We start from the raw sequence: 13,313 nt of genomic DNA, 5'->3' as shown, positions 1-13,313 counted from the left end.
TCATCGCGCCCCGGCGGGCTCGTTCACGCGGCGCCGCCACCGGGTGAACGAGCGCGGCTGGTCGACGCCGAGCACCGCGACCATGCGGCCCTCCCGCCGGTAGACGGCCAGGAAACGCCGGGACGCGAGGTCGCCCTCCTCGACGCTCACCTCGTCTCCCGGCAGCGTGTGCCCGGCGAACTGCACGCGCATGCCGTACTGGTCGGACCACAGGTAGGGCGGCGCGAGCGTGTCCGGCACGGCCGCGCCGCCGGACAGCAGCGTCTGCGCGGCCGTCGCGGGACGCCGGGCGGCGCCGGTCCAGTGCTCCACGCGCAGGTGGGCGCCGAGGGCGGGGTCGAACCAGGCGGCGCAGTCGCCGACCGCGACGACTCCCGGCACGCTCGTCGCGCCGCCGGCGTCGCAGACGACGCCGTCGCCGAGCAGCACCCCGCTGCCGTCGAGCCACTCCACGACCGGCCGCGCGCCGATGCCGACGAGCACCACGTCGGCGTCCAGGCGGCGTCCGTCGTCGAGCAGCACGCCGTCGACGCGGCCCTCGCCCGTCAGGCCGCGTACGGCGGCGCCGCAGATGAGACGCACCCCGTGGTCTTCGTGCAGCGCGGCGAGCGCGGTGCCCATCTCGGGCCCGAGCGCGCGGGCGAACGGCGCGGGCGCGGCCTCGACGATCGTCACGTCGAGCCCGAGCGTGCGGGCGACGCAGGCGACCTCCGCGCCGACGAACCCGGCCCCGATCACCACGAGCCGCCGGGCGGCGCCGAGGTCGGCCCGCAGGGCCGCCGCGTCCTCGATCGTGCGCAGCGTGTGCACGCCGGCGAGATCGCCGCCGAGCGTGCGGGCGACCGCGCCGGTGGCGATCACCACGCCGTCGGCCTCGACCGCGGAGCCGTCGGCGAGCGCGATCCGCAGCGACCGCCCCCGCTCCAGCCCGGTGGCGGCGACGCCCAGACGCCACTCGGCGCCGAGGTCCTCGCCGTCGCCCTCCAGGGCGAGGTCGGTCGTCGTCATCTGCCCGGCGAGGAACTCCTTGGACAGCGGGGGACGGTCGTAGGGGCGGTGCGGCTCGGCCCCGACGATCGTCAGGCGCCCGCCGAAGCCCTGGGCGCGCAGCGCGCGGGCCGCCGACAGCCCGGCGAGCGACGCGCCGACGATAGCGACGGATTTCACGACACCCTCACGGCTTTCACGACACCCTCACGGCGTCTCAGGCGGAACCGGTGCGGACGCCGGGCGGGAGGTTCGGCGGCAGGTCCGACGGCACGACATAGACGGTCTCGTCCTGGACCACCACCTGATGGGTGCGCACCGGCAGCTTCGCGGGAGGAGCGTCCACCCGGCCCGTGCGCAGGTCGAAGCGCGACGCGTGCAGGGGGCACTCCACCTCGCACCCTTCCAGCCACCCGTCCGCGAGCGACGCGTCCTGGTGTGTACAGGTGTCGTCCACCGCGTACAGTTCACCGTCCTCTGTGTGGAAGACGGCGATCGGGGGATCTGTCTCGATTCGGAGGGCCTCACCCCTGGGCAGGGCGGCGAGGGGGCACGCAGGAATCATGCGAGGGTTTCCCAGTTTCGTAAGGTGGAACAGGAAGCGCTATACGCAACAGACTGAGTGGAGATCGCGCCAAAGTCAAGGGGCGACATGTCGCCTATGGAGTGATAAGCGTGACTCTGGTCTCCGCGCAGGTGAAGCCCCTGTCCACCGGGAAGACGTACGGCCCCGCCGCCGCGCTGCCGCTGCCCTGTCGCGCCCGCCGCCCTCGTGCCGCCCCTGTGCCGGCCGTGGGAGCCGTACGCGTGGGTGGGGCGGTGGGGAATTCAGGCGGCGACGGTCGTGCGGCCGCGCACCTGCAGGACGGTCAGCAGACCGACGACGACGGTGACGCCGCCGGTGATCCAGGCGGTCCACGCCGAGGCGGAATCGCCGTCGAAGCCGAACGCCCAGGGGGAGACGAGCAGCAGGGCGCCGAACGCCGCGGTCACCCAGGAGCTGGCGCCGCCCGCGCCCAGGACGGACCACAGGGCGGAGACGACGAGCAGGGCGCCGAGGATGAGCAGTGGTTGCGTGGCCGCCTGGGCGTCGGCCCAGAAGAACGGTGCGAGCACCGCGACCAGCCCGGCAACGAGGGCGACGACGTCGGACAACGATCTCGTGAGATCCATCCGTGCCTCCGTACGGGGAGAGGTGACCTGTTATCTGACGGTCTGCCTGATTGACCGCCCGGTCAACAATCCGCTACGTCAGGATTTCCTAACCCTGCGTCACATTGTCCTGGACGGGACTGGTGCGGACCCGCCCGGTCAGGACTGGTTGAACAGCGACAGGGTGATGGTGGAGTGGTATTCGCCGGCGGCGACGTCGACCGGGGTGCGCAGGGCGAGATCGGCGTTGACCTGGGAGGTGCCGATCTCGTCGGCGGAGTTGGCGGTGGAGACCAGCAGTTCCCGGCCCTGCAGACCGACGTTGGGCGCTCCGGAGCCGTCGGAGATGGCGCTGGAGACCGGCTCACCGGCCGCGACCGCGCCGGTGGAGGAGTCGGTCAGCAGGTGCGGCCTCCAGCCCAGGTATTCCGGGCCGATGGTCTTGCCCGGGTCGTCGGTCGCGACGAACTGGCTGGCCTGGCCCACGACCGCCCAGTACTCACCCGCGGGGATCTCCTCGGGGGTGCGGGTGTCGGTCACGGTGACCGTCGGCAGGGTGCCGGTGAACTGGCGGGCGGTGGCGTCCGACCCGTTCTCCTGCAGCGACACCCCGGTGTTGTCGGCCACCGTCATCGACAGCTGGCCGGGGGTGGTGGTCGGCTGGATGTTCACCGACACGTCGATGCCGCCGGTGCCGGCGGGGTCGTCGTCGGCCGCCGCGGGGCCGGCCAGGCCGGCACCCGCGAGGGTGAGGCCGAGCACGGACGCGGCGAGCATCCGGGTGGTCCTGGTGATTCTCATGCGGATCGCTCCATCTATGGGGGCGGGGCCGGCCGGATGGGCGGCCGGCCCCGGGTCTGTGTTACAGCGGTGTCGTCGGATCAGTGGCAGTCGGCCGCGCTGTAGGCGGCGTCGTAGGACGAGGTCACCTGCTTGCCGTCGATCGTGGCGGTCGCCTTGACGGTGACCGTGCCGGCGCCGATGTTCCCGGCCCGGGTGTTGAAGGACTGGTAGGCCTGCTTGCCCGGAGCCACGCCGGCCACCGTCTTGGAACCGTACGGGGTGGTCAGCTCCACCGTCGCCGGCCCGTCACCGGCGTTGACGGCCGTCACGGCGACGTACGCCGAGGTGCCCGTGCAACGGGACGAGGCGGTCACGGTCAGCGGCACCACCGGAGCCTTGCCGACGGTGACGGTCTCCTTGTTGTAGTTCTTGCCGTTGCCGTCCGGCTTGTAGTTCTTCTCGACGTTGCCCGCGAGGTCCATGGCGAACCAGTGCACCTCTGTCGTCTTGTCGACCGTGATCTTGGCGGCGCCCTCACGCATGCCCGACGAGGTCAGCTTGGGCGAGCTCAGCGTCGGCCGGCTGCCGTCGAGGGTGTAGTAGACGTTCGCCGGTTCGTCCACGGTGAAGGTGAACGTGGCCGAGCTGTCGGTCCTGTCGCTCACGACGAGCTTCGACTCGGGCTTCTGCTTGTCCTTCTCGTACGACTGGGCGACTTCGAGGATGCCGATCTGGCCGTTGGAGAACTCCATCGCCTCCTCGTGGCCCTCATCGAACGGAGGCTGGAAGCCGACCGAGGTGTACCTGTTGGTCGCCGGGTCGTAGACGTCCGCGCCGACCTCGAAGTCCCAGCCGATGATGCCCTTGTTGTACCAGAACTCGTCGGCACTGTTGCCGGCCGCCGAGTAGAGCACGTCGATCACCGGGCCGGTGCGTCCCGGCCAGATGGCCGTGCCGCGCCAGCCCTGCACCGCCGACAGGATGTGGGCGGAGGCGTTCCAGAAGTACTCTTCGGTGCCCAGGTCGGGCCGCGGCAGCGTCTCCCGGCCGGCGCTCTTGTACGCCCCCGGAGGCCACATGAAGTAGCCGCCGTAGGAGTGGGTGTTCATCGCGAACTTGATGTTCGGGTACTGCTCCGTCAGCCAGACCTCGTTGCGGGTCTCCGGCTCCGACAGCTCGGACGGCCCCGAGTAGGTCTCACCGGTGCAGGTGGTGGAACCGCCGACGTAGCCGTCGGAGGCGCTGCCCACCGAGAAGTTGCGGTTGAGGTCGACGCCCCAGGAGTTGCGGCGCGCCGGGTCCGATCCGTCGGCAGCGCAGTAGTTCACCATGTTCTTGCGCTGCATGTTGTAGTCGTACATCGAGTAGTGCGCGCCGTCGGGGTTGATCGTCGGCACGATGAAGATGTCGAGGTTGTTCACCAGCTTCTTGGTGTCCGCGTCGAGCGCGTAGTTGCGCAGCAGCCGCTCGGCGGTCTCCACACAGGTCAGCGGGGTCACCCACTCGCGGGCGTGCTCCTGGCAGTAGAGGAACACCCCGGTCTTCGAGCCGTCCCGGCTCTTGCCGATACGCAGCGCCTTCATCTGGAACGGCTGGCGCGAGACGGTGGCCGGCGCCTTCAGGTTGTCGGTCAGCTTCGTCGCCGGGGCCGCCGCCACCACTCCGGTGCCCGGGCTGGTGCGATAGAGGGCGGCGGTCAGCAGCGCCGAGGCCGCGGAGTCGCCGTTCAGCGCGGCGACCACCTCGGAGGCCGTGCTGGTGACCGCGCCGGAGGCGTCCGTGGCCAGGCTGACCACGACGTCCTTGCCGTTGACGGCGACGGAGAGCGGGGCCGAGGCGGTCCCCGGGCTCGCCAGCGCGACGCTGACGTCGTTGCCGCCCTCGCTGCCGTACGCCTTGGACGTCACGTAGAACGTGCTGGCCAGTGCGTTCCCCGAGCCCGTGCCGAACTGCGCCTGCGCCTGGCGGCGGTAGCCGTTCGTCTTGTACGGGAGGTCGATGATCTCCGAGATGTTCGGGAACTGCTTGGACAGCGCCACGATCCGGCCGGTGACCTCGGTGGGGTCCATGTAGTGGTCGACGAAGTCCTGCACGTAGTGCTTGCCCGGCGCCTTGCGCGGCTCGCCCAGCCACTTGGTCACCGGCACCGTGACCGAGCCGCCCCGGCTGCTGGTGATCGTGACCTGGGTGGGGGTCTCCGTGATCGGCAGCGGCGAGTTGAACCGGTGGTACATGTACTGCCCCGCGTCGGTGAAGCGGGACATCGTCGTCGAGCCGCCGGAGTCGGGGGCCGTGCCGGGGCCGCTGTCCCAGGTGGCGGTGAGCACGGTCTGGGCGTCGGTCGCGCTCGTCTTCACCTCCACCGACAGGAAACGCTGGTTGTCGAGGCTGGTGAACCACTCGGCGCGCAGCGGGGTCAGCGTGTCGGTCTCGGCCGCGTCGGCCGACGCGGCGGCGAGGGCCTGCCGCCGTTCTGCCAGGTTCGCGGCGTAGTCGCTCTGGTCGGAGATGGCGTCGCGGACGTCGAAGCCCTGGTCACGCAGGCTCCGCGCCTCCTCGGGGCTGAGCACGGCGTGCACCTCGATGCCGCCGTCGACGGGCTTGCTGTACTCGGCCAGGTCGACGCCCATGGCGAGCAGCTTGTCCACGCCCGACTGGTCGGCGACGACGATGCGCATCAGCGCGACGCCGTTCTGCGCGGTGCTGGACGCCCGGTCCGGCGGGACCGGATCCGGAGAGGGATCGGCGAGCGCCGGGAGGGCGTTCAGAGTGATCGCCAGGGGGAGTGCGAGCGCGGCTGCATAGCGACGCGCCCTCCGGGGAGAGCTACTCATCGAGTTTCCTCCATCTGGCGTGCCCTCCGGGGAGGGGGGTCAGCCCGGAGTGGATCACGCGAAGTTCGAGGGAAGTCTTTGTCACCCCGGAAATTGCGTCAAGCCGCATGAACCCCACAGATTCGGGATTTTTCCGTAACGAGATGATCTAGTGCCCCATTGGGTATTTAGTGCCTCTTGCCATCTGGGGCGGCATGGGTAACGGTCCCGGAACGCCTCCGCAGGGTCATCACATCAGCACGAGGCGTATGGCCTCGTCGATGGGCACGCCTCCGCCGATGAGTTCGAGGACGCGAAGCCGCGTCTCCGGGGTGTCGATCAGCGCGGCGATCACGGCGGCCACGTCGTCGCGTGGCACCGTCCCGGAGGGAAGCGGCGGGTCGGCGAGCGTCACCAGGCCGGTCCCCGGCTCGTCGGTGAGCCGCCCCGGCCGCAGGATCGTCCAGTCGAGCGGACGGGCGCGCAGGTCCTCCTCCGCCGCCGTCTTCGCGGTGATGTAGGCCGCCCAGACCTCGTCGCTCCCCGGTGCCGGCGGCGATCCCGCGCCCATAGAGGAGATCTGGATGAAGCGGGACACCCCGGCCCGTTCGGCCGCGTCGGCGAGCAGCACCGAGGCGCCCTGGTCCACGGTGAACTTGCGCGCGGCGCCGCTGCCGGGCCCCGCCCCGGCGGCGAAGACGACGGCTCCCGCCCCCACCAGGATCCCGGCCACCTCCTCCGGCGTGGTCCGCTCCAGGTCGCACACCACCGCCTCGGCGCCGGCCGCCTCCACGTCAGCGACCTGATCCGGGTTGCGGATCAGCCCCACGGGCGCGTCACCCCGCCCGCTCAGCAGGCGGGCCAGCCGAAGGGCGATCTTCCCGTGTCCGCCCGCGATCACCACGCGCATGCGATCACCTCCGCGCCGATCCTGCCACGACCTCTCCCGCCCGGCCGGGCAGGCCGCGCCGTGACGTGCCCGTCCTGGCTGGTCAACGGTTACTTCCTGTGATAGTCATGTCACCATAAGTAATCGGCAAAGTGTCTGTGGAGATGTCATGCTCTTGGGCGTACTCGCGGTCGCGGCGGCCGTCGGGCTGGTGGCCGTGGCGGCCCTTCTCTTCCGCGCGCTGGGCCGGGGCACCGATGACCGCGATCCCGGCGGCGCGTCCGCCGGTCACGCCGGGTCGATGCTCTCCTCGCTGTTCCTGCTCGTGTTCGCCATCGCGATCGTCGTGCCGTGGACCTCGGCCGACTCCGCACGGCAGAACACCTATGCGGAGACCCACGCGCTCGTGGAGGCCTACTGGGCCGCCGCACCGCTCCCGGCCCCCGACGCCGCCCAGGTGCGCGAGGGGCTCCGCGAGTACGCGAGATACGTCGTCGAGGACGAATGGCCGCAGATGGCGGCCGGACATCTCGGCAGCGAGGGGACGGCGCGGCTGGAGGCGTTACGCGCCCGCGTGACCGAACTGCCGGTCACGACCGACGAGGCGCACGACGCCAGAGACGCCGTGCTGGAGCGGATGGCGGACATGTCCGCCGCCCGGCGGCAGCGCGCCGCCGACGCGGGCACCGAGCCGCCCCCCGGCGTCATGCTGCTGACGGTGCTCACGGGCGTCCTCGTCACCGTCTTTCCGTTCCTGGCCGGGGCGCGGCCCCGGGGGCTCACGCTCGTGCCGGTGCTGGCGATGGCGGTCCTGCTCGGCGTCGGCGTCTATCTCGCCTGGAACATCTCCCACCCCTTCAGCGGCGGCCTGGCGGTGAAGCCCGACGCGTTCGTGAGCGCCCTGCACGAGTTCCAGCGGATCCCCGAGGGCCGCTGACATGGGCAGGACGGCGGGCCCGCGTGTGGCCGTCGCGGTCGCGGCCGTTTCCGCCTGCGCGGCACTGGCCTGTGCCGCGCTGAGCTGTGCCACGCCGGCCGCGGCGGCTCCCGTCCAGGTGACCGGGCAGCAGGTGCGGGCCGAGCGGCAGGACGCAGGTGCAGGGAGCACGGTGCCCCGGGGGATGGTGCGGGCAGCCGCCGGCGCGTCCCTCGCGGCAGCCGATCCGGACGGACCGGGCCTGCGGGCCGGCGTCTGCCTCGACGTCGATGTGATCGTCGACCTGCACGCCGAGGTCGGCATCGGACGGCCCGGCTGCACGTCACCCACGCCGATGCCGCCGCCCGCGCCCTCCCCGGAGCCTCCGCCACCGGCTTCCGAGAAGCCCGCGCCGACGCCCCGGCACGCTCCGCATCGGGTGGTGGCCGTGCCCCGGCCGCCCGCGGCGGCGCCGTCCCCGCGCCCTCGTCCGACGCCACGGCCCACCCCGTCGCCGTCACCGGTCTACCGGGTGCCGGCCATGCGCGCGATCGCGCCCGTACGGCACCGCAACCCTCTGGGGACGCTCACCGTCGTCATCGTCCTGTCGGTGGCGATCGCCGCCGCCGGTGCCGCCGCCTTCCGGCGATAGGCCGCCGGAAGGCGAGCACGGGCGGCGGCAGGGGAGCACGGGCAGGGGAGCACGGGCGGCGCCGCCCTACCGGTTCGCCCGGGCCACGACCTCCTCGCTCGTCAGGGGGCTGCTCGGGTGATGGCTCAGGCACAGCGGCGTACGGACCTTGGTGAACGACCCGCCCTCGAACGCCGCGTAGAACTGGCCGGACCGCAGCCGCGCCACGTCGGGGACGTCGCCGCCCTTGGCCCTGGCCAGCTCCCGCGCCGCCGTGATCTGGGCGGGCGCGTTGAGCAGGCCGAAGAACTGGGTGGCGGAGTTGCCCGTGATCCGGTTGTGCAGGCCCTTCGGCGCCTGTGTGGCGAACACCAGCCCGAGGCCATACTTGCGGGCCTGCGCGGCAAGGGCGAGCGTGCTCTGGGTGCACACGGTCGTCGTACCGGACGGCGCGAACGTCTGGGCCTCGTCCATCACGAACAGCCCGCCGAGCGGCCGGTCTCCGGCCGGATGCCGCTTGATCCAGGAGAACAGCGCCATCTGCAGTTGGTTGACGAAGCCCTGCCGCTGCGCGTCGGAGGCCAGGCCGGTGAGGCTGATCACCGAGACGCGGGCCCGCTTGCCCTCCGGCGGCGTCAGCAGGACGCCCGGATCGACGGGCGCCCCGGTCCCCGCGAACAGGGGATCGCTGATCGTCTCAGCCCTCAGGTGCTGAGCCATCTCGGTCGCGAGCCTGGCCGCGCCTTCGAGGGTGCTCACGCCGTCCGGCAGGTCGTCGAGCAGGGCGATCAGGCCGGCGAGGCTTGTGCCGCCGCGCCGTCCGTAGTGGGCGACGGCCTCGCGGAGCACCGCCTGGCCGAGATGCGCCTTCGCCGTCTTGGCCTCCAGCTTCGCCCGGGGCACGAGCGCGGCGAGGGCGGCGTCGACGGCCTCGCCGAACTCGTCCGGATCGTCGGCGACGCTGCCGAAGTCGGGCAGCGGCTGGAAGCTCAGCGGCCGTCCCGCCTCCTTGCGCGGCGTCCAGATCACCACGTCGGTGTTCGCCAGGTAGTCGTCGGCTCTGGCCGCGTCGCCCTCGCCCCACTCCGCGGGTGGCTCCGGCCACCGGTCGCCGAGCCGGGCGAGGTCGTTGTTCGCGTCGAGGACGATCGCCGAGACCCCCTGAAGGGCGCACTCCTCCACGAGACGGCGGATCAGCACCGTCTTGCCGGAGCCCGATCCGGCGAAGATCGCCGTGTGCTTGCGCAGGGTCTCCAGGTGGACGCGCACCGGCCGGCCGTCCGCGGTCGCCGCCCCGATCGTCAGGTACGGCGCCGCCGGGTCCTCGTCCACGGGTAGCGGCCTTCTCGGCCGAGGAACCGCCGCCGCCTCCACCGGTATCTCCGGGGCCGGTATCTCCACAGTCGGCATCTCCGGGGCCGGTATCTCCACAGTCGGCATCTCCGGGGTCGGCATCTCCGGGGCCGGTGCTTCGACCGATGACGCCACTGGGGCGGGCAGCGGCGGCCAGACCTGCAGATCGGGAACGGCCGGACCGAGGGTCACGCCGCCGGAAACCGCGGCGCCCGTACCGGAAGGTTCCGGCGCATCGCCCGAGGCCGGGGACAGCGCGGCGTCGGGGGCCGGGGACGGCGCGGCGTCGGGGGCCGGGGACGGCGCGGTGTCGGAGGCCGGAGACGCCGCGGTATCAGAGGCAGGGGATGGCGCGGTGTCGGTGGCCGGGGATGGCGCGGCGTTGGTGTCGGTGGCCGGGGATGGCGCTTCAGTCACCGGCAGCGTCGTGAGTCCTGGCACCGCCTCCCGGTGGAGCAGACGCCGTTCGGGGTTGGCGGTGCTCCGGGGGCGATCCTGTGCCCGGTTGAGCCGGGTGGACTTCCCGGTGGCGGAGTCGGACAGGCGCGGAACGGCCGCGTCGCTCAGCGCCTCGGCGAACAGCTTCACCTCGCTCGTCGGCTTACGCGAGACGAGCCACGCCCGGAGGTCCGGCGAGTTCTCCGTCAGCAGGGTGCGAAGCGCCGAGAAGATCCGGAGGTCGTCTTCTTCGACCTGGAGCACCCGGCCGCCCGCCTGCTCGAAGGCGGCCAGGGCCGCCTGGGTGGCCGGTCCCTTGGCCCAGCTCTGGTTCCTGAGCACGAACAGCTTGCGCGCTGGGATCCGCTCGTCGAGCCCGGCCGCCGTGGACGCGGTCTTCAGCCGGTTGAGCGCGGCAGTGTGATGGGACGCCGAGATGGCGCGGAAGCACCAGTGGGCCTCGTTCTCCGTCGCCTCGTCCAGCGTCCGCCGCAGGCGGGCGTGCAGGGGCGGCTTGGTGCTCGGGGGCGGGTCCTGGGTGAACAGGCGCCCGTCCTCGCCCTGCTCGGCGATCCAGGCGGACAGCCCGGCCGACAGCAGGCCCGGCATCACGACGTCCTCGGTGATCGGGTCCAGCGCGTCCACCACGTCCGCCCGCTGCCGCAACTCCGCGAACCGCCTGTCGAGCGCGCCGAAGTCGGGCTCCGGCTTTGGGCGCTGTGAGGGTTTGGGGCCGGTCTTGATGACAGGTGTGCCGGTCAGCCGTTCCAGCTCCACGACCTGCCCGCTCGCCAGGCACGACCGGACGTGCTTGTCGATCCGGATGAGCAACTGACGAGGCGTGTACTGGTGCGCATCCTCGAACGCCTCCGGCTTCACCGGCCACGTCGGATATGGCGGAGTGAACCCGACCGTCCCATAGTGCGCACTGAACCGCTTCTCGATCAGCTCGATGCCCGTTCGCGCGTCGGGGATGTTGTCGAGCGGCGTGGTCTCCCGGAACCGGTCCTGCACCGTGTCGATGGCTTTCGTGCGGATGAGCTCCCACGTCGCGGGAAGGCAGGAGAGCACGGTCAGCGTCCGGCGGGTCACCTCGCGCAGAGTCATCAGACCGCCCGCGATCTGCTCGAGCACCAGCGCTTCCTGCCAGGAGTCCTTGGTGTCTCCCTCCATAGCGACGGACGACTGTGCGAGGAGGACGTCGATCTGGTCCACCGCGATGACGGAAGGACCGGTCAGCGCCATCAGGCGGGACAGGTCCCTGACCATCTCCTGCGGGGACTTCGCGATCGTGGTGAAACCCCAGCCGGCCCGCTCGCCCGGTTCTCCTTCCGGCGCGGAGGTGAGGTAGGCGTCTCCGACGTCCTGCGCGGACGGGTCGTCGGCCGCGCGCAGAACGAGCGCCCTGGCGACGTCTTGGGCGACGCCGCCGACGTGCCGGTCGTACCGGCGCAGGGCGCGCACGAAGTCGTCCAGGTCATGCCGGGAGAGCGGCACCTCACCGGTCAGCGACCGGCGCGCTTCTTCCGGGATCTCGGCGAGCAGGCACAGCCGCCACAGAAGCTCGGTGAGCTGGGTCCCCGATCCCGGTATGGGCCGGGAAAGGCTGTCCAGCATGGACAGCAGCACGCTCTCCCACAAGCTCCTGGCGTCGAGCAGGCTCACCAGGAAGAAATAGCCGTCCTCCTCGTGCACCTTCTGCCGGACCCAGCCGAGCAGATGTGTCTTGCCGGAGCCGCGCTGTCCCTCGATGACGATGCCGATGGGGCTCGCGTCGGCGCTCTCCTCGGCCTCGATGAACCCGTCGAGGACGGTCTGCGCGGCCTGCCGGTGCAGAGTGCCGACGTGGAACGGCGACGGCCGCCACACGTCGTCGGGGACATTGGCGTAGTTGAACCTCAACGCCGCCAGAGCGTCCAGTTCCTTGCCGGTCATCATGCTCCGATCAGAATGCGGTGCTTGGGCTGGTCGCCGATGACGACGGCGGCGTCCCGATCAGCCTGAGACAGGCTCTTCTGGCTCTCCCAGGGAACGAGACGCACGTCGGGCAGGGCGATCATCCGACGGAGGGCGGCGTCGACCTCGTCCCTGGGGACGTCGCTCAACAGCGGACGCAACCGGGTCAGGCTCACCCAGGCGTTCGGCCTGTCGGCGAGCTGCGCGTACGCCTTGCGGATCAAGGTCTCGATGTCCTCGGACGCGGGCACTCTCGCGGTCGGCGGCTCCGCGATCGAGGGCTGTGCGATCGAGAGCTGAGCGATCGGCGGCTCCGTGATCGACGCCTGTGTGATCGACGCCTGTATGAACGGTTTTGCGATCGGTTCTGCCGTCGTCTCTGCCGTCGGCGCCTCGTTCACCTCCGTGACGAGGTCCTCCTGACGGCTGTAGATCTCGGCGAGGCTGTTCTCGCTCCGGACGATGTGCCGCTGGAGGTTGCCGACGAGGGCCTTGACCGCCGCCGCCGCGAATCCGGTGCCCGGCGCGCTGATGCCGTCCCGGGCGAGCTCGGACGCGTGGTGCCAGCCCTTGTCGGTCAGCACGTGGCTGAAGGAGCGCCCCGTCTTCCAACTGGTGACGAATCCGCCCTCGTTGAGGGTTGTCCGCTCCTTGCCCGTGATGGTGACGCCGTACTTCTCCTTGAGCTCGGGATTGGGCATCTCCCGGTCTTCCGCCATGAGGATCAGCAGGGCGCAGGTCGCGGAGAAGGACAGGGGTTTGTCAGGCATGGGGTGACCCTTCGAACGTTCCATTGCGGCACTGGTGGAGGAAGCGTTCCAACTCGGCGAGCACGGTGCTGAGACGCTTCAGCACCTGCTCGTTGGTGAATCGGCGGACGGCGTAGCCGTCCCGGCGCAGGCGTTCGTCGCGCTGTCCGTCGGCGGCGCGACGGCGCGGACCGAGGTGCTCGGGACCGTCGATCTCGACCACGCATCGTTCGGCCCGCCAGAGCAGGTCGACGCGGATCGGGTTGTTGAGCGGTCCCGAAGCGTGGAGCTGGTTCCACTCGCGGCCCGCCGCCCAGTCGCACGGCGACAGCGCCGCCTCCAACTGTCGCTCGGCGGCGCTGCCCGGGTGTGGCAGCCCGGCGAGAGGCGGATAGGTGAGCGCCGGCAGGTCGGACTCCTCGGCGCCGCCCGGCTCGATCTCGCGGATGAGCGCCGCCACATCCTCGGGGATCGGGGCGGCCACGGACTCGATCCGGTCGACGGCGCGCGGGGGAGGCCCGGTGAGCCAGACGCCGAACCCGCCGTGGTGGGCGAGCCATTCGCAGGCCGCGACCAGCACCTCCTCGGCGGCGGGCGGGAGCCCGGGAGGGAACCCGCACGAGGATCGCGGCCTCCGGTCGCCGGT

At 71.5% G+C, this 13,313-nt stretch carries 11 protein-coding genes; 2 read left to right on the top strand and 9 right to left on the bottom strand.

The genetic code is table 11. The annotated features are described in order from the left end of the window. The 6 genes from FLX08_RS23220 to FLX08_RS23195 all read right to left on the bottom strand — a co-directional run bounded on the left by FLX08_RS23220 (position 1) and on the right by FLX08_RS23195 (position 6,645). Positions 1-1,167, bottom strand: coding sequence for an NAD(P)/FAD-dependent oxidoreductase (locus FLX08_RS23220; RefSeq protein ID WP_142621268.1), 1,167 nt, complete (start codon positions 1,165-1,167; stop codon positions 1-3). A 37-nt stretch (positions 1,168-1,204) separates the two neighbouring features. After that, a complete protein-coding gene (locus FLX08_RS23215) occupies positions 1,205-1,552 on the bottom strand; it encodes a bifunctional 3-phenylpropionate/cinnamic acid dioxygenase ferredoxin subunit (RefSeq protein WP_142621266.1) in 348 nt (115 codons plus the stop codon). A gap of 263 nt (positions 1,553-1,815) precedes the next feature. Next, the gene (locus FLX08_RS23210; protein ID WP_142621264.1) at positions 1,816-2,160 is read right to left on the bottom strand and encodes an SPW repeat domain-containing protein; all 345 of its coding nucleotides are present in this window, start codon (positions 2,158-2,160) and stop codon (positions 1,816-1,818) included. A 138-nt stretch (positions 2,161-2,298) separates the two neighbouring features. Then, a complete protein-coding gene (locus FLX08_RS23205; protein ID WP_208761614.1) occupies positions 2,299-2,940 on the bottom strand; it encodes a hypothetical protein in 642 nt (213 codons plus the stop codon). An 80-nt stretch (positions 2,941-3,020) separates the two neighbouring features. After that, positions 3,021-5,756 (bottom strand): M14 family metallopeptidase, encoded by a 2,736-nt coding sequence (locus FLX08_RS23200; RefSeq protein ID WP_142621263.1) that lies wholly within the window; start codon positions 5,754-5,756, stop codon positions 3,021-3,023. A 229-nt stretch (positions 5,757-5,985) separates the two neighbouring features. Continuing rightward, positions 5,986-6,645 (bottom strand): SDR family oxidoreductase, encoded by a 660-nt coding sequence (locus tag FLX08_RS23195; RefSeq protein ID WP_142621261.1) that lies wholly within the window; start codon positions 6,643-6,645, stop codon positions 5,986-5,988. A 148-nt stretch (positions 6,646-6,793) separates the two neighbouring features. Between FLX08_RS23195 and FLX08_RS23190 the strand changes: the two genes are divergently transcribed. Next, on the top strand, positions 6,794-7,561 hold the full coding sequence (locus tag FLX08_RS23190) for a bestrophin-like domain (protein WP_142621260.1): 768 nt from the start codon (positions 6,794-6,796) through the stop codon (positions 7,559-7,561). Between the two features lies 1 nt (position 7,562). Beyond that, positions 7,563-8,192, top strand: coding sequence for a hypothetical protein (locus tag FLX08_RS23185; RefSeq protein WP_142621258.1), 630 nt, complete (start codon positions 7,563-7,565; stop codon positions 8,190-8,192). Positions 8,193-8,258: 66 nt separating this feature from the next. Here the strand turns inward: FLX08_RS23185 and FLX08_RS42250 are convergent, their stop codons facing one another. From FLX08_RS42250 to FLX08_RS23170, 3 genes are read right to left on the bottom strand one after another with little or no spacing between them, the layout of a single operon-like run. Next, positions 8,259-11,900: an ATP-binding protein gene (locus tag FLX08_RS42250; protein WP_244312825.1), complete on the bottom strand. Its 3,642-nt coding sequence runs from the start codon at positions 11,898-11,900 to the stop codon at positions 8,259-8,261. Beyond that, a complete protein-coding gene (locus tag FLX08_RS23175) occupies positions 11,897-12,688 on the bottom strand; it encodes a hypothetical protein (protein ID WP_142621256.1) in 792 nt (263 codons plus the stop codon). The genes FLX08_RS42250 and FLX08_RS23175 overlap by 4 nt, the downstream gene beginning before the upstream one ends. Further along, a complete protein-coding gene (locus FLX08_RS23170; protein ID WP_167530541.1) occupies positions 12,681-13,247 on the bottom strand; it encodes an endonuclease domain-containing protein in 567 nt (188 codons plus the stop codon). The genes FLX08_RS23175 and FLX08_RS23170 overlap by 8 nt, the downstream gene beginning before the upstream one ends. Between the last annotated feature and the right edge of the window lie 66 nt (positions 13,248-13,313).

It is taken from the genome of Microbispora hainanensis, from assembly GCF_006874475.1.
Classification (GTDB): domain Bacteria; phylum Actinomycetota; class Actinomycetes; order Streptosporangiales; family Streptosporangiaceae; genus Microbispora; species Microbispora hainanensis.
This window is presented reverse-complemented; position numbering and strand designations above follow the sequence as displayed.